A 21351-nucleotide genomic window follows, 5' to 3' on the forward strand; every position below is an offset into this window, starting at 1 on the left:
TATTATTTATAAAAAGCACAAATACACCATCAATTTCTAAATAAGATAATTCTCAATGCATTTAACGAAATAAAAAACAAACAATAATTAAGAATAAAATTAACATATATCGTAGATACAAAAATACAACTACTAAAAATAATATAAAAAGATGGCAGTCGGCGGTGTTTCAGAGAGGATTTAACTGAACCATCACCGCTGCCACTCATTACACTACGGGTTAACACTCACTAAAATAACGTGGGAATGCGTAGTATTCGCACATTTTTTCTGCCAGCCAGCCGCCGTCCTCACCGTTTGAATGGATGGTGGTGATACTGACCGTCGAGCCACCACCCCATAACACGGCGAAAACATTATAGTCCGGCAGGTTAAGCGCCTGCATTTGTCCCCAGTCATAACCGCTGTCCCGACGTAAAAAATCGCCCACGCTGGATACACCATAGGTGGTGCTGTTAACCGGCATGTCCAGGAGTTCAGAGGTTATTACATTGATATCTTTACCAATACGAGAATCCCCCATAAAGAAACTGCCACCGGAAGCAAAGTGAGTTGCCGCCATTTTGCTGCTCCCTTCCTCGGTAGTCGGCATATGGCCGCCAGGAATTTGCCACAGCATGGCCGGTGTATGCAGATCCTTTGCCGCCTGTTTAACCATTCCCAGATAATGCAGCCAGCAGGTGGCATTCCAGCCATAGTGCGCCAGCGCATCCGGGCTAAAGCAGTCGCGTTCAAACTTATCAAAAGCGATAAAATCTGGCGCATAGTCACCGCTGTAGACGCCGAGTTCTTCGATAAATGCCGCGATAGCCGCACCGTGAGCGACAGGATCGGCATCGGCTTTGAGCAGCCAATCCGCTGTTCCGGTGGCCCAAACGTTAGTTTGCCAGCCGAATGCGACATCCGGAGCAAACTGACGCACGATGTAGTTAATCGCCTGGACATAGCCATAGAGGTCATTACTAAATACCGGCAATGTCGGTGAACTCATCCCTGGCAGCGCAGGTAATGCGTTGATGGCTGCCGCCAACTGGACGTTAACATCTACGCTGTTCGCCTGGCGTACCCCGGTATAACAGTAAGGCTCTTGTTGCATCGCGCCAAGAAAATCGGGGTTCAGCACAAAGGTAGCAGGGACGGCATGGTCACTGTCTTTGTAGGATTGTGCCGCCAGACATTGAGTGATGAAGTTGCCAAAGTGATTGCGTAAACGCTGACTGTTCTGCAAGTCGGATACCGCACTGCCCCCGCTGGCATTGGCGGTATACACCACCATCACTGGCATCACCGGACGCCCTGCCTCTTTTTCAATTTCGCGCACCAGCGGCACGGTTTTATGAATGGGAAGCGAGTCATAATCAAGGAAGCCGTCGCCATTGGCATCCACTTCAGCCGCAGGAATAGGGTCTCCGCCACCATCAAACCCATCGTATTTAAACAATGCACTCACTGGGACATCGCGATAGCGCGAGACGGTCTCGGCAGCATTTACGGTAACCCCGCCATGCGCCAGATAGTTCGGCCAACCTTTCACCTGTAACGCAACGCCCTGGATAAATTCGAGCGTCACATTGTTATAGCTTTTCAGCAGGCGTAATGGCGCATCAAGTTCGCAACGCCATGGTGCATCGCCCACAAAAATGTCAGTCGCTTCAAGCGTATACATCCCCGGAGCAATACGCATCGGCAGAGTCTGGGGTTGAGTGCCACTTTCCAGCATAAAGGTATATTGATATTGCGCGTTGCAAAGGCGATAACGCTGTGGGGCAACGCCTGTCGGTAAGCCCAGAATAGTCACCTGGACGTTGACAAAATCCTCGCTCTCGACGGCAGCCTGCCTGAAAGGCACGTTAACCTCTTTAAGCTCACCCGCCACCGGAGTGAAAGGTTCCGAGAACTCTGTCGTTGTAATTGATTGATTATTAATAATAGTTGGCTGAATGCTAAGGGCGTAATCATGATCCGCCAGCAGCTGTTTGACCCACTGCATCTGATTAACGTCCATGGTGAGCGTTTTTTCGCATATGCCCGCTTCGTTCCACAACTCGACGACCAGTTCCGCGCCGGCAAATTCAGGCGCCTCGACGTTAAGACAGACCGAAGCCAGCAGAACCGGCGATTGGTAGTCAATCACACAGGTCTCGTTATCATGGCCCGATGCCAGCGTCAGCGCACAGTGGCTATTTACTGGCGCGATCTTCATCTCATCGTTGTTTAATTCCAGCACCGTGATGGCGTAATCACCCGTGCTGAGATCGCTAATTGTCAGCATCTGCCCCCATTCACCCACGAAGCGCTGGGAGTGGGCGTCCGGGTAAAGCAAGTCAAAAGCCGGTTTGAGCGCCGTATTAACCGACATTGCGGGAAACTGCACCGCAATCGAGCCCTGTCGCGCCGGGTCATGCACCAATACCGCCTTCAACTCTCCCATCGCAACCGGGGTTTGTGTGGCGGCCAGGTAAAATTGCAGCTCAGCGCTGTCGCCTGAGGCCAGCAGCAGCTCACCGTCATTATTGATAATGATGTTGTTCTTCTCGGTAGGCCAGCCGCCGTCGCTGCTCAAGGTCACAGGCTGATTCCCCAGCATTGAACCGCCGAACGAGCTGTACTGATCGGGATGCCCTGTCGCGCTAAAACTTAAAGTAAGTTTATTTAAATCAATTGATTGTGAGTATCGATTGGTCAACGTCAGCGTCACTCGTTGATACCAGCTATTTGGATTGAGTGCACCGATGCTAAGAAGCGGACTATCGCCTTCAACGTTATCATCAACGGGAATTTCCGGCTCAACCACTGTATCATCTGCCGGGATTTCCGGCTCAGGTTCAACCACCGGCTCATCTGCAGGAGCATCGGGTTCCACCTCATCTTGCGTTGATGATGCCAGCGTTAGCGTAAAAGTAGAGATCTTTACCGGTACCTGTGTGGCTGCAAAGCTAAAGAACAGCGTTCCGCTCTGCCCCGGCATTAGCCATAATGCCTCGCTGTTATTAATGATAATTTCATTAACATCCAGGGTACCTTGCGCCTTGCCGCTGAGCGTCAATGGCAAATTACCGTTCAACGTACCGCCAAAAACACCCCATGGGTCCTGGTGGCCGGAAGCGGTGAAGCTGATGACAGCATTATTCATATCAACGGCACTTTTACCGTTATTTAAGACCGTTAAGGTGATTTTTTGATACCAGCTGTTAACGTCAATGTTACTGTTTGAAATAGAAAGGGCCATTACCGATATTCCTCGTTCCCTGGTGGAAAAAGCCCCGGAAAACCGGGGCTTACGTTATGGGTTAATGCTTATTATCAGTAAGCGCCCAGATCGGTCCATGCTCCACCTGAAGCGCAGTTCAGGTCTGGCTGGTCGCCCTGAGACCACCATTTCACCTGGTAGTTATGGCCTTTCCAGCTAACGGTCTCGAAGGTGCCCCAGTTGCTGCCGTAGACGGTGCTGGTATTCCACAGCGCGTAAGGAGTTGTTTCATCCGCCGCGGCTGAGTCGTCTTCCTCTGGCGTGACGTCTTCTTCAGGTTCTACTGGTACCACAATATCTTCTTCTTCCGCGTCGCCTTCAGCTTCAGACTGAGCGATAGCAGGTACTGCGGTCAAAACAAAGCGCTGCTGAGTAGACGGTTCGTTGTAGCAATCGCGAACGAATAGAGTGAACTGGAAGGTGGTTTTTGCAGTCACTTCCGGTACCACAAACTCAATCACTTCTGCTGTTTTATCAGCCACGGTGATATCAGACGGTACGCCCCAGCTAAAGGTCAGTTCGTCCTCATCTTCATCAGAAGAACCGGCACCCGACAGCTGTACAGTAGAACCGCCAACGATAAGCAGCTCGATTGCCGCTTTCGGTGCATGGTTCACATCTGGGGTGACGACTTCTTCTTCATCAGCTTCATCTGCTTCAGCGGGTTCAACGTTGATACCTTCGAAGTAGAACGGATCCATCTCAATCACTTCAGAAGAGATTTCATAGCCCAGACCTTCACGAGCGGCGTTAACCAGCACGCCGTTGTCTTGATCGATAGTCCAGGTGAACATGCCGCCCAGACCCAGGCTCGCTGCGTATTTGCCCTTCGCTTTCACAGAACGTGGGGTATCCAAAGACATGAACAGCTTGGATTCTGGGTTGTACAGGTAATCCGCATCAGCCACCTGGTCGGTATAGACGTTGAAACCGTTACGACCTTTCTGGTTTTCCAGATCCAGGTAGTTGTAAATCACGTCATACCATTCGCTGGTACCGGATTCAAAAGTCCCCGTCGTCGTGCCAGTTCCTGCGTTATAGGCACCTTTCAGTGGAGACAGAGATTCCAGTTCAGCACCGCGTGCATTACGGGTATAGCCCGCGTAACCGATGTTGATGCGATCGGATGGGAAGCCTTCTGACAGCAGGTGATCAACGATGGTATCCACTGCCCAGCCGCCCGCTTCCAGCGCTTTCAGGTTAGTGTGGTGAGTGACGTTCTCAGCCCATGGGGTACCGAAGAAGTCATAGGTCATCAGGTTGATGCCGTACAGGCCGGCATTCAGCAGCGCTTTCACGTTGGAATAGTCGAAAGTCGCAACCACTGCGGAGCTGGCGATGGAGATTTTAACGTTGCTCAGGCTTGCGGCATCCAGCTGTTTACGCAGTTCACCAATCAACAGAGCATAGTTTTCGCCATCTTCTGGACCACATGGGTTACCTGCGCCTTCCGCATTTGGGTATTCCCAGTCGATATCCACTTCGCTAAACATTGGGAACTGTTTGAACAGTTTCACCACACCTTTAGCGAAAGCTTTACGCGCCGCATCAGACGCTGCGGTTTCATGGAAACCATTACTCATGGTCCAGCCACCGATACTCATAGAGAGCGCCAGTTCATGGCCCTGTGCTTTGGCTTTTGCCTGCAGGTCACGCAGACCGCCGAGCAGACCTTTACAGTTAGCCTGAGTCACCGTTTTTGCATCAACATCCCAGCCGCTAACATCGTGGCCGACGTTTACGTAAGACTGGAAGTCGCCCCACGGATCGAGGAAAGTTGGCTCGTACTGAACTTTGCCGCACTGTTCTGCGCCTTCAGCAACCACATCACGCCACAGGCCATCCACTTTATGGAAACCTGTTACACCGACGAAACCGAAAATAATTTTATCGTAGGCGGTAGGAGAAACATTGGACAGATCGTAACCACGACCACGGTTATCTTTTGAATCATCACCCTGCAGGCGACCGTCATACTGAGACCAGTCAGTGTAGTAACCAAATACCTTCGGTTTGGTTGTAGAAGACTTATATTGGTTATAAACAGGTTTAGCGACACGTGCAGAAGTATAGCTATATGCGCTAACTTCTTTTGCTGGGTTAAAACCGTCAGCTGCGTTGCTGGTTTCAGTAAGAGTATCGCCTTTAATCAGTTTGCTGGTAGCCATTTTAAATTTCCTTTTAAGTTTAAAAATTATCGCAGTTCGTTCTGCGGGGTCCATAATTCAACGACCAGGAAAAAATGGCTAATCACTAAACATCACGTTTAAAGCACTCACTCTCACACATCCGGATGATGCTGATTTTAGATATCTCTATAAGACATCATCGGCGCGTTTACGTAGCTCACAGCGTAAACATGAACAACAAACGATCAGCATATTAAATATCATTTATAAAGCCATTAAGCGTCATTTACTTTAGAAGAGATAATGTGATGAGCATCGCTCGATCCAATGATAATACAATTAAATCGATGAGTATTAATGGATTGAGATGATCCTCGTACCTTATATTCACCGCAGACAATTAGGATGTGTATAACTAAAGGATGACGTTATGAAAAACTATCTCATAAATGAAAGCTGCATTTATAATGAAGGGAAATACGAGCTGAGAACAAAAGCGAATTCTCAGGTTATTAAGATGACCGCGATGAGAGCCAAGTGTCTTAGTTTTATTATCGAAAACGCACATGAAGGTATCATTGAACGGCAAAAGATTGCGGCTGAACTTTGGGGCAGCCGTAGTCATTTCGTCAATGATGCTAACCTGACACAAATACTCTACTTAATCAGACGAGATTTAAAGATGCTAGGGATTAGCGATCTTTTTATCACCATTCCGCGTCAGGGCATTCAGGTTAACAAAGACATCGCCATTAAGGCGATTGAGGATAAACCAAAGGTACAGAAAAAGCAGGTGGTGAGAAAAATGCTGGCAGCGTTAACCACCGTGTTTTCTGTCACCTTAGGCACCGCTATGTATTTGCATATTCATTAATTCAAGGAGCAGAAAATGAACCCAATTATTGATGGGATTATCGTTATGGAAGGCGGCTATACCGCAAATGCCAAAGACAAAGGTGGAAAAACCAATTGGGGTATCACCGAAGCCGTTGCTCGTGCCCATGGCTATTCTGGTGATATGCAAGACCTGACTCGCAGTGAGGCCTACGCCATCCTGGAGGAAGATTACTGGATTAAACCGGGGTTTGAAGAGGTAGCAAAAATATCCTACCCGGTGTCATTTGAACTGTGTGATGCCGCAGTCAACATTGGCGCCCACTCTCCTTGCCTATGGCTACAGCGTTGGTTAAATGCGCTAAACCGGGAAGCAAGAAACTACAGCGATCTCAAGGCTGACGGTCGTATTGGTCCGCAAACGCTCGCCGTACTAAAATCCTTCTTATTGTGGCGCGGGAAAGAAGGCGAAGAAACGCTGGTGAAGGCATTAAATTGCAGCCAGGGTGCGTACTACTTAGATATAACCGAAAAGCACAAACATAATGAAGAGTTCATTTATGGCTGGATCAAAAACAGAGTAGCCTGATAACAAGCATAAAAGATAAAAGACTCACGGATGAGCCTTTTATAACTAGAAAAGCAATGGAACGGTATTCACTAACGCAGCCCCGCATCGTTAATGTATTTTTTTATTTTGTCGCCAAGGATTTTCAGTATTGGCGCTGAAAATACACCGCCCAACCCGGCAGCCAACAATACCATATTAAAACTTAGCCCTTGCTCAATCGCAATTGCGCTGAGTAAGAAACTGGTAAAACAAGAAATAATCACTTGTACTAAGCAATTCATCACATTTTTATGAGAATCGCTTTGTGCCGATTTATCCTTGCCAATAAAGTAGCTAACAAAACCGCCCCATGCCCCCACAGAAATAACGGTCAACAATATTTCGATTTCTAGTAAAACAACTTCAGTATTAGGTAAATGATTCGGGATAGCCATATTAAACTCCTGTATAAATATGAGTGATTGACAACAGGAGTTTACGTATTGCCCAGTAACGAAGAAAATCATATGCTCCTCACATCAGCTCATTATTATGCAATGAGCCATCGATGAGAGGCATCAGCGACGAAATGATGAAAGGGTATGTAACATAGACACGGTGCCGTTTATCACGGCCAGGTTACGGCTGTTTTTTTTCCATGATGCATACACTTGAATTGGTCGGAAGGTTAACTCCGGCGGCGGCTGGATGATTTTAATATCGTATTTACGCTGATTTTTATAGAACAAGGCAATTTTTAGCGGTATCAGTGCAATCAGCGAGGAACGTTCAACCATGCCAATCAGGCCATTGATTGAATCACTGCGGTAACCAATATTTCGCTTCGCTTTATACCACCGTTCATCGGCCTGTAAGGCGCTATCATTGATAACCATGGGAATACTGGTACCCGATTGATACTGCGCGTGACGCAAGGTATAGAAATGATGAAGTGAAAGCTGTGACAACTGGCTCAACATATGGGAACCCGAACAAATACAGACAAAGCTTTTAAAGCTATCAATAAGCTGATTATCGATACCAGGAACAATAACGGGATCAATGCTAATCAATAAATCACACTCAGCGGTGAATAAGCGCTCGATAATCTGTTCTCGATCTATATTCCGGGAGGAAAAATGGCTCACTAAAATCTGTTCAAAATCATCACGTCCGGAAAGCTGAGAAAGATAATAGCTTTCAATAACATCGCTGCCCAGGATAGTGATTTGCGTTTCTTCGTTTTTTTTATTAACAGAGTGAAAAGTCTCACCGACCAGTTCTATCACCTGACGAAAACTGTAATGGATCTCCAGAGCTTTCGCCGTCGGGAGCAGCCCATCCTTGCCCCTGATAAACAGTTCTTCATGGTAATGGCTTTGTAAACGCTTAAGGGCGATAGAGACAGCAGCTGGCGTGATACCCAGTCGCTTCGCCGCTTTTGTCGCGTTGCCAGCTGAGATTATGGCGTCAAGAATTTTGATTAAATTATAATCAAAATCCTTATTGGCGCCTTTCGATCCCATTCGCCGTCAGCCTCTATAAATAATTAGTATTAATAATACTCAATACGAATCAATTCGCTACCGTTATTAATGAGCCACAGCGGACAGGTCAACACACGAAAGGATAATATTGAGATGCGCAGAAAAAAGCCTGAGCAAAAGGCTCAGGCTTTGGATTAATTTAAGAAATAATAGTGACTAACGGGTCAAATCGTCAAAGAACTTTTTCACACCGTCAAAGAAGCTTTTTGAACGCGGGCTGTTGTTTTCACCCGTTGGGCCGCCAAAACTTTCCTGCAGATCTTTGAGCAGCTGTTTCTGCTTCTCGTTAAGACCTACCGGTGTCTCGACCACTACGCGGCACAGAAGGTCGCCCTGTGCACCGCCGCGCACGGACTTCACGCCCTTGCCACGCATACGGAACAGCTTGCCAGTTTGCGTTTCGCCCGGAACTTTCAGCTTCACGCGACCATCAAGCGTCGGCACTTCAATCTCGCCGCCAAGAGCCGCCATTGAAAAGTTGATCGGCACTTCACAGTACAGGTTGTTGCCTTCACGCTCGAAAATAGCGTGCTGCTTCACCTGCACCTGAACGTACAGATCGCCTGCCGGTGCGCCGTGCTCACCAGCTTCACCTTCGCCAGTCAGACGAATACGATCGCCGGTATCAACGCCTGCCGGAATTTTTACGGACAGGGTTTTGGTTTTCTCTACGCGACCATGACCGTGACATTTGTTGCACGGATCTTTGATCAGCGTACCGCGGCCCTGGCAGTGTGGACAGGTCTGCTGTACAGCGAAGAAGCCCTGGCGCATCTGTACCTGGCCTGCACCGTGACAGGTAGGACAGGTCTGCGGCTTCGAACCGGCTTTTGCGCCGCTGCCGTGGCAGATATCACACTCTTCCAGCGTTGGAATGCGGATCTCTTTGGTCACACCACGAACCGCTTCTTCAAGCGTCAGATCCATGTTGTAGCGCAGGTCGGCGCCACGGGACGCACGCTGGCGACCGCGACCACCACCGAAGATGTCGCCGAATACGTCACCAAAGATATCGCCAAAGTCTGCGCCGCCGCCAGAATAACCGCCGCCGCCGCCCATACCACCTTGTTCAAAGGCAGCATGACCGTATTGATCGTAGGCCGCACGCTTTTGCGCGTCGGTCAGGATCTCATACGCTTCTTTGATTTCTTTAAACTTGGCTTCGGCCTCTTTATCCCCCTGGTTGCGGTCCGGGTGGAATTTCATGGCCAGGCGTTTGTACGCCTTTTTGATCTCACGCTCTTCCGCTGTTTTGGAAACGCCCAAAATCTCGTAATAGTCTTGCTTTGCCATTGTTTTTTGTCAGCCCCTTAACATGCGAGCACGGGCGGAGAGGAAACCTCTACGCCCGTGCTGATTAACTACCCTGCATCAGGGCGATTATTTTTTGTCTTTCACTTCTTCAAACTCAGCGTCAACAACGTCGTCGTCTTTCGCATTGTTTGCTGAAGCGTCAGCGCCTGCTGCACCAGCCTGCTGCTGTGCGTGCTGCTGCTGAGCGATTTCCATCAGTTTCTGGGAAACCTGCGCCAGTTCCTGCATCTTCGCTTCGATGTCTGCTTTGTCTTCACCTTTCAAAGATGATTCCAGCGCAGTCAACGCAGACTCGATGGCAGTTTTGTCGTCAGCTGGCAGCTGTTCGCCGGCTTCTTCAACCTGCTTACGGGTGCTGTGCAGCAGATGGTCGCCCTGGTTACGGGTCTGAACCAGCTCTTCAAACTTACGGTCAGACTCTGCGTTCGCTTCTGCTTCGCGAACCATTTTCTGAATTTCTTCTTCGTTCAGACCAGAAGAAGCCTTGATGGTGATCTTCTGCTCTTTACCGCTGTTTTTGTCTTTCGCGGACACGTGCAGGATACCGTCAGCATCGATGTCGAAGGTGACTTCGATCTGTGGCATACCACGTGGTGCCGGGCTGATACCGTCCAGGTTGAACTGGCCGAGATCTTTGTTATCCGCAGCACGTTTACGCTCACCCTGCAGCACATGGATGGTTACCGCAGACTGGTTGTCTTCAGCGGTAGAGAACACCTGGCTGTGCTTGGTCGGGATGGTGGTGTTTTTGTTGATGAGTGCAGTCATCACGCCGCCCATGGTTTCGATACCCAGAGACAGCGGGGTAACGTCCAGCAGCAGTACGTCTTTCACTTCACCAGTCAATACACCACCCTGGACAGCAGCACCGATAGCAACGGCTTCGTCCGGGTTAACGTCTTTACGCGGCTCTTTACCAAAGAATTCAGCCACTTTCTTCTGAACCATTGGCATACGAGTCTGACCACCGACCAGGATAACGTCCTGGATATCAGAGACAGACAGGCCAGCGTCCTGCAGTGCAACTTTCAGCGGCTCGATTGAACGGTTAACCAGGTCTTCTACCAGGCTTTCCAGTTTCGCACGGGTCACTTTGATGTTCATGTGTTTCGGACCAGACGCGTCTGCAGTGATGTACGGCAGGTTAACGTCGGTCTGCTGCGCAGAAGACAGCTCAATTTTCGCTTTCTCTGCGGCTTCTTTCAGGCGCTGCATAGCCAGCGGATCGTTACGCAGGTCAATGCCCTGATCTTTCTTAAATTCGTCAACGAGGTAGTTGATCATACGGCTGTCGAAGTCTTCACCACCGAGGTGAGTATCACCGTTGGTTGCCAGAACTTCGAAGGTTTTTTCGCCGTCAACTTCGTCGATTTCGATAACGGAGATATCGAAAGTACCACCACCGAGGTCGTAAACCGCGATAGTACGGTTGCCGACTTCTTTATCCAGACCGTAAGCCAGTGCCGCTGCGGTTGGTTCGTTGATGATACGTTTGACTTCCAGACCTGCAATACGACCGGCATCTTTAGTTGCCTGACGCTGAGCATCGTTGAAGTATGCAGGTACGGTGATAACCGCTTCAGTTACCGGCTCACCCAGGTAATCTTCAGCCGTTTTCTTCATTTTTTTCAGCACTTCAGCAGAGATCTGCGGCGGTGCCATTTTCTGGCCTTTAACATCAATCCATGCATCACCGTTGTCAGCACCGATGATTTTGTACGGCATGATGGCTTCATCACGCTGCACTTCTTCGTCTTGGAAGCGGCGACCGATCAGGCGTTTAATCGCAAACAGGGTGTTTTGCGGGTTTGTCACTGCCTGACGTTTAGCCGGCTGACCAACCAGAGTTTCACCATCCTGGGTATAGGCAATGATAGAAGGTGTGGTGCGATCGCCTTCGGCGTTCTCCAGCACACGTGCAGTAGTGCCATCCATAATCGCTACACAAGAGTTGGTAGTACCCAGGTCGATACCAATAATTTTACCCATCTAAACGTCTCCACTAAAAATTCATTCAACATGTGGTTGTGAGTCTGTAATAAGGGCGAAACCTGCGGTTTCAACTGCCCAGAATCGTTTTTTTTCAGACTCATTCACTGCGGTTGTCTACAAGATGGGGGCTCAACGTCATCCATCAAGGGGCTGACTAAAATTTTTTTCATTCAGTGCGCTTTAAATTTGAGACTTCCGGAGGAAACTTACGCCAATTTATTCACGTTGATTATAAATAAAGATAAATACATTCAACAGATTACTGTCATATGAAGACATAATTAAGCGCTGAAAGCCCTCACGGAGAGCGATAAAATTCAGGCTTACGTTTCACCTCCTGAAACGGTCTTTTCGGTAAGGAATATCATGAAAGCCATTATAAACGCCTCAACATGCATGGCGTTCGGCCTGCTGCTGGCCACATCTGCTTATGCCAACGACCACAAAACCCTCGGCGTTGTGGCGATGCCGCGCAATGAAACAAATGACCTGACGCTGAAACTTCCTATATGCCGCGTCGTCAAACGCATTCAACTCACAGCCAGCCGCGGTGATATTTCGCTAAGCGGCGCTTCCGTCTATTTCAAAGCCGCACGCAGCAGTAGCCAGAGCCTGAACGTCCCGTCTTCGCTAAAAGAAGGGACCACCACGGATTGGATCAATATTAATAGCGACAACAGTAATAAACGCTGCGTATCAAAAATCACCTTCTCCGGGCATACGGTGAACTCCTCCGATATGGCCTCGCTGAAAATTATCGGCGACGATTAATCCGCCTCTGACAGAAGCTGCATACTTAATGAAAGTTTCCTACCTGAACGATGATGACCTGCTTTTCCTCCAGCATTGCAGCGAAGAGCAATTGGCAAATCTGGCGCAGTTGTTGACGCACAACGAAAAGGGCAAACGCCGCTTGTCGAGCACTCTGTTGCACAATGAACTGTATATGTCGATGGATGGGCACCCGGAACAACATCGCCGTAACTGGCAACTGATTGCCGGTGAGTTCCAGCACTTTGGCGGCGACAGCATCGCCAATAAATTTCGCGGTCACGGCAAACTATACCGTGAGATTCTGCGTGACGTCGCCAAACGCCTGAGCCTCAAAACGGAAAAAACGATGCCAACGGCAGCGATTGAAAAAATCTTGCTGGAGCATTTTATTCGCCACACATGGCAGCGACTGGATGATGAACAGAAAGCCCGCTTTCATGCCGCCGTCGAGATGAAAGTGATGGAACTGGAGAAGTTATTGCCCCAGCTTATTGATCACCATCGTCTGGAGCAGGGTGTATCGCATCTGTTAGCCGACCAGTTGGGTCACATTCTGCATAAGCATGCCGCGGTCAGCGTTATCGGTCATGGGCTAATACGCGGCGCGGCGCTTGGCGGCCCAGTAGGGGCTGCGGTCAACGGCGTGAAAGCCGTCAGTGGCACTGCTTATCGAGTCACGATTCCAGCAGTGCTACGTATCGCCTGCCTGCGTCGTATGGTCGCACTAGAATCACTAAAACACGCAGGTTAAGCGAGAAAGGGGCAAAATAGTTCATTTTCCCCTCATGAGATCATAGACAGCCCGTTGACTCCTGATTATTATGCCGCGCCCCCAGCACTGGGGAGATAACTTCACCATTCAATCATGATTTGAGGAATTATGGGCAACACTAAGTTGGCTAACCCGGCACCGCTGGGCCTGATGGGCTTCGGCATGACCACCATTCTGCTTAACCTGCACAATGCGGGTTTCTTTGCTTTTGACGGTATTATTCTCGCCATGGGTATTTTCTACGGCGGTATTGCACAGATTTTTGCAGGTCTGCTGGAATACAAAAAAGGGAATACATTCGGTCTGACGGCCTTCACCTCTTACGGCTCCTTCTGGCTGACGCTGGTCGCCATTCTGCTGCTGCCGAAGATGGGTCTATCCGACGCACCTAACGCCCAGTTCCTTGGCGTTTACCTGGGTCTGTGGGGCGTGTTCACGCTGTTCATGTTCTTCGGTACGCTGAAAGCGGCCCGCATGCTGCAGTTTGTGTTCCTGAGCCTGACCGTGCTGTTCGCCCTGCTGTGTATCGGCAACATCAACGGCAACGAAGCGATTATCCACGTTGCCGGATGGGTAGGCCTGATCTGTGGTGCTAGCGCAATTTACCTGGCAATGGGTGAAGTGCTGAACGAGCAGTTCGGTCGCACCGTGCTGCCGATTGGTGAAAAACACTAATCCCCCCGCATGTTTTAAAAGCGCCGGTCAGTCCGGCGCTTTTTTTGGGCCTGCTACTACCGATCCTGGGGTTATCGCTTTCTCATTTTTTAGGTTATTTTCAACCACTCCCCGTAATAAAAAGGATTGTTGTTGATGATGCGGCTGACCCCTGCCTGCTGTATGGCTCTTACCTTACTTCCCGCCAGCGTCTATGCCGTACCGGCCAATTCCGTCACCGACATTCTCTGGGATAAAGACAATACCGTCCGCGTCGGTGAAAGTATCAATACCGTATATCGCATCGCGATGGCCGACGGTTCAAGCAACCACCTCTGGCTAAATGTCGATTGCGCTACGCAGGCTAAAACCCTGCTGTACATGAATCTGCAGCTACCGGGCGGTAAAAAAATCCGTGCTTACGGCGGTAATTCTTTTGCTCGCTATATCCCCGGCGTCCCTTTTGAACCCGATGCAGACAGCCCGCTGAGCACCGATCCAGTACTGGATATCTGTCAGCAAAAGGTGCCACAAACACGCTGGGTCGCGTTGTCTGGCACAGATAAAGCTGGCGACCAGCCCTTGATCGATGTGAATAACAGCCATCGTGAGGGCAATATTCTCACTCTGAGATTGGCAACGGATTACGCGCAAATTCATCGCGAGGATAAATACGCTGCCCCTTATGATTTTAAAATCAGCCAGATGCAGGTGAACTGTAGCCGTCGCCAGGCTCGCGTGGAACGGACTTTCTCGCTGAATAACCAATTTGTTACCGATGATAGCGCGACGCCGGACACGGCTTTCACCCCGCTACCTTCACCGCTTGCGGCTTCAGTGCAGACGCTATGTTCCCTGGAAAATATTGGTCAGTTCACCGGTAGCGGCCCGCGGGTAGAACGGCAAAAAACCGCGGCGGATGCCCCGCTGGTGATCCCTGACTTTGAGAATAACGACCCGAGCGCTCTCGCGCATTTCCCCCTTCCCGCTGCGGTAAACGGTGTGATCCAGCAAGCACTGAAAGGTGAGAATGCGGCACCAACATTTTCCCGCCTGACCTTTACGCAGGTGTGGCCCGGCAACGACGACAGCCATGCCGTGACGCGCATTGACCGTCTGCCTGATGGCAGTACATTGACGCTCGACACCTTGATGCTCAAAGGGGTTACGTTCTATAGCCAATACCAGCGCCTGTTTAATATCGTGAATCTGAAAGAGTGGGATTCAATGCAAAACAGCCCGCTCATCGGCCAGTCAGTTGAAACCAACTTTAGCGCCGCGCCGGTGGTGGGCCAGCAATATCGCTGGAAGACGGTATTGAAAAATGAAAAGGAAACGGGAAACACCAAAACGAAAAGCCAGGCCTGTCTTGTCGAGAGGCAGTGGCATGATGCCTCCATGCTGAACGAGAAATTCCCAGGACGCTATATCGAGGTGAGCTGTACAGACGATCGCGGTGATGATCGAGCAATGAGCAGCGACTATGCCTGGCTTGAGAACCTGCGCATTTTTATTCGCATTGGTTATCAGGAGGAGGGGCAGAAAAAACGCTTTACGTTCAAGGATGTTGCAATTATTCGCTAGCGGATGCTCAAAAGGATTGCCGCAGGATGATTCGGCAATCCTCAGATGTTGGTTTACGCTTGGTCTGGACTTGCTGAAGGCAGTTTGCTGCCTTCAGCGAGGTCATTACGTAACCAAATCCCCAGAGCCAGCCCCAGCAGCGACAGCGCCAGTACATACCAGGCCGGAGCCATCGGCGATACGCCCATCAGCATGGTGACGGCAATCGGCGTTAAGCCACCAAAAATGGCATATGAGACGTTATAAGAGAACGAAATACCGGTAAAGCGCACTTCCGCCGGGAAGGCTCGCACCATGACATACGGTACCGCCCCCACGACACCAACGCACAGCCCAACCAGACCATATAACAGGAATAATTGTTCAGGATGGGTTCCGGCCAGGTGGTAGAAAAGCCAGCTTGAGCAGGCTAAAAGGACACTACCGACGATAAAGGTTTTGCTGGCACCCACACGATCCACAATCAATCCCGCCAGTAGGCAGCCAACGCAGAGCATCACCGTTGCAACGCTGTTGGCTTGTAAGGTCAGAGCGGGCGCGAAGCCATACTGCTTTTGTAGCCAAACCGGAGACATCAGGATAACGACCACAATGCCCGCCGACAGCAGCCAGGTTAGCAGCATAGAGACGACGACCGCCTGCTTGTGCTTCAGGACAACGGACTTTATCGGTAACTCCTGCGCCAGGGCTTTACGCTGCTGCATTTCGAGGAATATCGGTGTTTCCTGTAGCCAGCGGCGCAGATACATCGCCATCAGGCCAAACACACCGCCGAGCAGGAAAGGAATACGCCAGCCGCCATCATGAATAGCCTGCGGGGTCAGTTGGGTATTAATCAATGTCGCCACGACAGAACCCAGCAGGATACCCACCGTTAGCCCAGCCGTTAGCGTACCGCAGGCAATACCAATACGGCGAGCCGGGACGTGTTCCGCCACAAATACCCAGGCTCCAGGCACTTCCCCGCCAATCGCCGCGCCCTGCAAAATACGCATCAACAGCAACAATATTGGCGCGGCCAGCCCGACGCTGGCATACGTTGGCAGCAGGCCAATCGCCAGGGTTGGAACAGCCATCAGGAGAATACTCAGGGTAAACATTTTCTTGCGCCCAACCAAATCGCCGAAATGCGCCATGATAATGCCGCCTAGTGGGCGGGCGAGATAGCCTGCGGCAAAGATGCCGAAGGTCTGTACCTGACGTAACCATTCAGGAATATCGGCTGGGAAGAAAAGCTCCCCGACCACAGCAGCAAAGAAGACGAAGATAATGAAATCATAAAACTCCAGCGCGCCGCCTAACGCCGCCAGCGTCAGAGTTTTATAGTCTTGTCGATTCAGAGGTCGGGTATAATTTGACATAACAAACCATTCGCAAAGTGGAAGTGTCGATAAAAGTTTACGATTTTGTAAAGCAAAAATGACTATACCGTAAACCTTACCCTACTCCAGCGGAATGAAAGGTTATGTCAGGAATGAATTACATTCAGGATAATGTCTCGCGACGAGCGCTTTTAGGGCGAAATGCTGCTACCACATCGGCATTCGTCTCGATGTAAGGCCCCTCAAGCAACTGTACACAATACGGTACACTTGCAAAGATGCCATTCACCAGGACTTTACCTTCTGCATCTTTAACCCCTTCCAGCGTTTCCTGGATAGCCTTCGGCTGACCAGGCAAGTTAAGGATCAGCGCCTGCTTGCGGATAACCCCAACCTGTCGGGAAAGAATCGCCGTTGGCACAAAGTGCAAACTCACCTGGCGCATCTGCTCGCCGAAACCTGGCATCACGCGGTCGGCAATCGCCAGCGTCGCGTCCGGGGTCACATCACGGCGCGCAGGGCCGGTACCGCCGGTAGTCAGTACCAGGTGGCAGCTCATTTCATCCACCAGCTCACACAGAGTTTGCTCGATGATGGTTTGCTCATCGGGGATCAGGCGGGTTTCCACTTTGAAAGGCGTGGTCAGCGCCGACGCCAGCCACTCTTCAAGAGCTGGAATACCTTTATCCTGATACACGCCGCTGGAAGCGCGGTCAGAGATAGAAACTAAGCCAATGCGTAAAGTGTTCATGATTATTCCATTAAAACGGTACTGTTAAGGCGAATGATACACGCGAATGCTCGGCAATACTAAATCCCCAAACGAGTTATGTTGCAGGGTTTTCCGTGGCGCGCCGCATTATCCGCAAGTGGATAAATCTTCCGCTACCGCGCAGGACATGAGAGTGGCAGACTCCAGAAAATTGCTTCCACGGAGGGCCAGCTATGCGGAAAAACAGGACGCCTACACCTCATGACCTGGTGTTTAAAACATTTCTATCGCGCATGGAAACGGCACGGGACTTCATCACTCTTCATCTCCCACCCGCCCTGTTAAACCTTTGCAATCTGGATACGCTGCGGCTGGAATCCGGCAGCTTTATTGAGGATGATTTACATCCCTACTACAGCGATATGCTCTATTCGTTAAAAACGGCCTGCGGTGATGGCTATATCCATGTGCTCATTGAACATCAAAGCTCACCGGATAAACATATGGCCTTTCGCCTTATGCGCTATGCCATTGCGGCTATGCAGCGCCATCTGGAAGCCGGAAATAAAACGCTCCCCCTGGTCATCCCAATCTTGTTTTATCAGGGGCGAAAAAGTCCTTACCCTTACTCAATGAATTGGCTAGATAACTTCGCCGACCCAGCGCTTGCGAAACATCTTTACAGCCAGGATTTTCCTTTGGTGGATATCACGGTCATTCCTGATGAAGATATTATGCGCCACCGAAGCATGGCCGCCCTGACGTTAATTCAAAAACATATTCGCCAGCGCGATCTCACCCGCTTTCTCAATAAGCTTGCAGGTCTGCTAACCCGTAATCACATCAGCGGACAGCAGGTCATTGCGCTGGTAAACTATATGCTCCAGGCGGGAGAGGCACAGGATGCCCGCACATTGCTATATGAAATGGCGCAGCATGCGCCCCAGTATGGAGACGAACTGATGACATTAGCAGAACAGTTGAAGCAGGAAGGACGGCTTGAAGGGATACAGCAGGGCATGCAGAAAGGATTACAAACTGGCGAACAGGAAGCATCACGTAAAATCGCACGAGCGATGCTCGAAAAAGGCTTTCCGACGGCCGATATCATCGAATTAACTGGCGTTAGCGCAGAAGAACTCCCATCACTCCAGCATTAAAAAAACAGCCCGCTCTCGGCAAAGAGAAGCGGGCTGTTGTCATGCAACAATGCTGTCTTACAGCAGGTCGCCGATCATTTTTTCCAGTTTTTCCTGGTCGATTGCAAACTTACGGATACCTTCCGCCAGTTTATCAACGGCCATTGGATCCTGGTTGTGCTGCCACAGGAACTCGGACTCAGTGATGCGAGCTGGGCGCGCTTTCACTTCACCGGTAAAGGTCAGTTTACGTTCCAGTGCGCCTTCGCTTTCTGCCAGCTCTTTCAGCAGTGCAGGAGCGATAGTCAGACGGTCGCAGCCAGCCAGTTCGAGGATTTCACCGATGTTACGGAAGCTTGCGCCCATAACGACGGTCTCGTAACCGTGCTGTTTGTAGTATTCGTAGATTTCGCTTACGGAAACCACACCTGGATCTTCTGCTGGTGCGTACTCTTTTTTGTCGGTATTGGCTTTGTACCAATCCAGAATACGGCCCACGAATGGAGAGATCAGGTAAACGCCAGCTTCGGCACAAGCACGCGCCTGAGCGAAGGAGAACAGCAGCGTCAGGTTACAGTTGATGCCTTCTTTTTCCAGCTGCTCTGCGGCGCAGATGCCCTGCCAGGTAGAAGCCAGTTTGATCAGGATACGGTCGTTGCTGATGCCAGCATCGTTGTACATTTTGATCAGACGTTTTGCTTTCGCAATTGACGCTTTGGTGTCGTAAGACAGACGCGCATCAACTTCCGTTGAGATACGGCCCGGGACCAGCTTCAGAATTTCCAGACCGATATTTACGGCCAGTTTGTCGGTAGCATCTACAACCTGCTGAGCACGATCGCTGCTCTGGCTACGCGCCCACTCTACCGCATCATCAATTAGTTTACGGTACTCAGGGATCTGTGCTGCGCCCAGAATCAGAGAAGGGTTGGTTGTCGCATCCTGAGGCTGATACAGCTTCATTGCTGCGATGTCTCCGGTGTCAGCCACTACGGTTGTGTACTGACGCAGAGATGTCAATTTATCCGTCATGATAGTGTTTCTCTTTAAACAGCTGTTAGGGGGATGTAACCGGTCTGCCTCGATAATATCACGCCCCTCTCTCAGCGCAACCGCCGACATCGCGAGAGCGCAGAGTATGATAAACTGAAGCATCAAACTTTGAGGGTTGAGATTCTTCGCCCTGAATGTGGTAGCGCTTACATTGGCTGAATCGAATCGTGCGAAGCAACCTTACCTTCCCGCGTTCAGCCCTCTATTTTGGCATAGACAAGAGGACGTTTAATGCCTGATTTCCTATCGTTTATCAGCGAGATACTGTGGGGTTCGGTAATGATTTACCTGCTCCTCGGCTGTGGATTATGGTTCACATGGAGAACCGGCTACATCCAGTTTCGCTACATCCGTCAGTTTAGCAAAAGTCTTAAAAGAAGCCTGACGCCTCGCGAAGGTGGACTGACATCATTCCAGGTTTTGTGCATTAGCCTTGCGGCGCGCGTAGGCAGCGGCAATCTGGCGGGCGTGGCGCTGGCAATCACCGTGGGTGGCCCCGGAGCCGTGTTCTGGATGTGGGTTGCCGCGATTATCGGCATGGCCAGCAGCTTCGCGGAATGCTCTTTGGCGCAGCTGTATAAAGAGCGTGACGCCAGCGGTCAATTCCGCGGCGGCCCGGCCTGGTACATGTCTCGCGGGCTGGGAATGCGCTGGATGGGCGTTGTCTTTTCGCTATTATTGCTGCTCGCCTATGGGCTGATTTTCAATACTGTTCAGGCTAACTCCACGGCCCACGCGCTGGAGTACGCTTTTGATATTCCGAAAATAGTGACCGGCGTGGTCATGGCGCTACTCTCATTACTGGTGATCATGCGTGGCTTGCGTGGCGTGGCAAAATTCAGTCAGTGGCTGGTGCCGTTTATGGGAATGCTTTGGGTGGTGGCATGTCTGCTTATCACGCTGTGGCATATCGTTGAACTGCCCGCCATTCTTGAGATGATCATTCGCAGCGCCTTCGGTTGGCAAGAAGCGGCAGCAGGCGCGGTGGGCTATAGCGTCAGTCAGGCTATTACCAGCGGTTTCCAGCGCAGCATGTTCTCAAATGAAGCGGGTATGGGCTCAACACCTAATGCAGCAGCATCAGCGTCCTCTTTCCCCCCGCACCCGGCGGCGCAAGGGATAGTGCAGATGATTGGCGTGTTGATTGATACCATTGTCATCTGTAGCGCCAGCGCGATGGTGGTGCTACTGGCAGGTCACGGAACCAAAACCACCAGCTACGACGGTATCCAGCTGATTCAACACGCCATGAACGTGCTGGTCGGTGAATGGGGAGCGAGCTTCGTGGCCTTTGTGATGATGCTATTCGCGTTTACCTCGATAGTCGCCAACTATGTCTACGCCGAAAACAACCTCATCTTTTTACGCTGTAATAAACCCTGGGCTATCTGGCTGCTACGCATCGGCACGCTACTGATGGTGGTTGCGGGCAGCTTGTTAAATCTTCCGGTGGTCTGGCAAATGGCGGATGTCATTATGGCGCTGATGGCGATGACCAACCTGACAGCAATTTTGCTGCTCTCACCCGTGGTACGCATCATTGCCATCGACTATCTACGTCAGCGTAAACTGGGCGTCACGCCGGTATTCGACCCCGATTATTACCCGGAGATTGCCCAGCAGTTAGCGCCGGAAAGCTGGGATCAACCGCCGCGCCAATGACAGCAATCGATCACCTGATGCCATTTTTTTGTTAAAGTTGAGTGAAATTTTCTGCAAGGACTG

Annotated in this window: 17 protein-coding genes; 8 read left to right on the forward strand and 9 right to left on the reverse strand. The window is 50.5% G+C overall.

Annotated features, from left to right (window positions below; genetic code table 11):
• Positions 1 to 220: 220 nt before the first annotated feature.
• Both U0026_RS19270 and U0026_RS19275 read right to left on the reverse strand, forming a co-directional pair.
• The gene (locus U0026_RS19270; protein ID WP_062771734.1) at positions 221 to 3229 is read right to left on the reverse strand and encodes a hypothetical protein; all 3009 of its coding nucleotides are present in this window, start codon (positions 3227 to 3229) and stop codon (positions 221 to 223) included.
• A 74-nt stretch (positions 3230 to 3303) separates the two neighbouring features.
• Positions 3304 to 5418, reverse strand: coding sequence for a glycosyl hydrolase family 18 protein (locus U0026_RS19275; protein ID WP_062771731.1), 2115 nt, complete (start codon positions 5416 to 5418; stop codon positions 3304 to 3306).
• Between the two features lie 391 nt (positions 5419 to 5809).
• Between U0026_RS19275 and U0026_RS19280 the strand changes: the two genes are divergently transcribed.
• Both U0026_RS19280 and U0026_RS19285 read left to right on the forward strand, forming a co-directional pair.
• Positions 5810 to 6253 carry a winged helix-turn-helix domain-containing protein gene (locus U0026_RS19280; RefSeq protein ID WP_062771728.1) on the forward strand — a complete coding sequence of 148 codons (444 nt, stop codon included), beginning with the start codon at positions 5810 to 5812 and terminating at the stop codon, positions 6251 to 6253.
• Between the two features lie 15 nt (positions 6254 to 6268).
• Positions 6269 to 6802 carry a glycoside hydrolase family 108 protein gene (locus tag U0026_RS19285; protein WP_062771725.1) on the forward strand — a complete coding sequence of 178 codons (534 nt, stop codon included), beginning with the start codon at positions 6269 to 6271 and terminating at the stop codon, positions 6800 to 6802.
• Between the two features lie 71 nt (positions 6803 to 6873).
• On the opposite strand, the gene U0026_RS19290 is transcribed toward U0026_RS19285, so the two are convergent.
• The 4 genes from U0026_RS19290 to dnaK all read right to left on the reverse strand — a co-directional run bounded on the left by U0026_RS19290 (position 6874) and on the right by dnaK (position 11613).
• Positions 6874 to 7218 (reverse strand): phage holin family protein, encoded by a 345-nt coding sequence (locus tag U0026_RS19290; RefSeq protein WP_062771722.1) that lies wholly within the window; start codon positions 7216 to 7218, stop codon positions 6874 to 6876.
• A 123-nt stretch (positions 7219 to 7341) separates the two neighbouring features.
• Entirely contained in the window at positions 7342 to 8289 is a 948-nt protein-coding gene (locus tag U0026_RS19295) for a LysR family transcriptional regulator (protein WP_062771719.1), read from the reverse strand.
• 177 nt (positions 8290 to 8466) lie between these two features.
• Entirely contained in the window at positions 8467 to 9603 is a 1137-nt protein-coding gene (dnaJ, locus tag U0026_RS19300) for a molecular chaperone DnaJ (RefSeq protein ID WP_062771716.1), read from the reverse strand.
• An 87-nt stretch (positions 9604 to 9690) separates the two neighbouring features.
• Positions 9691 to 11613, reverse strand: coding sequence for a molecular chaperone DnaK (gene dnaK / locus U0026_RS19305; RefSeq protein ID WP_062771713.1), 1923 nt, complete (start codon positions 11611 to 11613; stop codon positions 9691 to 9693).
• A 369-nt stretch (positions 11614 to 11982) separates the two neighbouring features.
• On the opposite strand from dnaK, the gene U0026_RS19310 reads away from it, so the two are divergent.
• The 4 genes from U0026_RS19310 to U0026_RS19325 all read left to right on the forward strand — a co-directional run bounded on the left by U0026_RS19310 (position 11983) and on the right by U0026_RS19325 (position 15400).
• Entirely contained in the window at positions 11983 to 12387 is a 405-nt protein-coding gene (locus U0026_RS19310; protein ID WP_062771710.1) for a DUF2541 family protein, read from the forward strand.
• A 28-nt stretch (positions 12388 to 12415) separates the two neighbouring features.
• Positions 12416 to 13141, forward strand: a complete 726-nt coding sequence (gene msyB, locus U0026_RS19315; protein WP_062771707.1) for an acidic protein MsyB — start codon at positions 12416 to 12418, stop codon at positions 13139 to 13141.
• Positions 13142 to 13270: 129 nt separating this feature from the next.
• Positions 13271 to 13837, forward strand: coding sequence for an acetate uptake transporter (gene satP, locus U0026_RS19320; RefSeq protein ID WP_062771704.1), 567 nt, complete (start codon positions 13271 to 13273; stop codon positions 13835 to 13837).
• 135 nt (positions 13838 to 13972) lie between these two features.
• Positions 13973 to 15400: a hypothetical protein gene (locus tag U0026_RS19325; protein WP_062771701.1), complete on the forward strand. Its 1428-nt coding sequence runs from the start codon at positions 13973 to 13975 to the stop codon at positions 15398 to 15400.
• A gap of 53 nt (positions 15401 to 15453) precedes the next feature.
• Here U0026_RS19325 and U0026_RS19330 read toward each other — a convergent pair whose 3' ends face one another.
• Together U0026_RS19330 and mog are read right to left on the reverse strand one after the other, a co-directional pair.
• Positions 15454 to 16761, reverse strand: a complete 1308-nt coding sequence (locus U0026_RS19330; protein WP_062771698.1) for an MFS transporter — start codon at positions 16759 to 16761, stop codon at positions 15454 to 15456.
• A gap of 124 nt (positions 16762 to 16885) precedes the next feature.
• Complete coding sequence (mog, locus tag U0026_RS19335) at positions 16886 to 17473, reverse strand: molybdopterin adenylyltransferase (protein WP_062771696.1); 588 nt, start codon at positions 17471 to 17473, stop codon at positions 16886 to 16888.
• Positions 17474 to 17667: 194 nt separating this feature from the next.
• Between mog and U0026_RS19340 the strand changes: the two genes are divergently transcribed.
• Positions 17668 to 18594, forward strand: coding sequence for an Rpn family recombination-promoting nuclease/putative transposase (locus tag U0026_RS19340; protein WP_062771693.1), 927 nt, complete (start codon positions 17668 to 17670; stop codon positions 18592 to 18594).
• Positions 18595 to 18651: 57 nt separating this feature from the next.
• On the opposite strand, the gene tal is transcribed toward U0026_RS19340, so the two are convergent.
• Positions 18652 to 19605: a transaldolase gene (tal, locus tag U0026_RS19345; protein ID WP_062771690.1), complete on the reverse strand. Its 954-nt coding sequence runs from the start codon at positions 19603 to 19605 to the stop codon at positions 18652 to 18654.
• Between the two features lie 252 nt (positions 19606 to 19857).
• On the opposite strand from tal, the gene U0026_RS19350 reads away from it, so the two are divergent.
• Positions 19858 to 21288: an alanine/glycine:cation symporter family protein gene (locus U0026_RS19350; RefSeq protein WP_062771687.1), complete on the forward strand. Its 1431-nt coding sequence runs from the start codon at positions 19858 to 19860 to the stop codon at positions 21286 to 21288.
• The last annotated feature ends 63 nt before the right edge of the window (positions 21289 to 21351 follow it).

The organism is Kluyvera intermedia, from assembly GCF_034424175.1.
Lineage (GTDB): Bacteria > Pseudomonadota > Gammaproteobacteria > Enterobacterales > Enterobacteriaceae > Kluyvera > Kluyvera intermedia.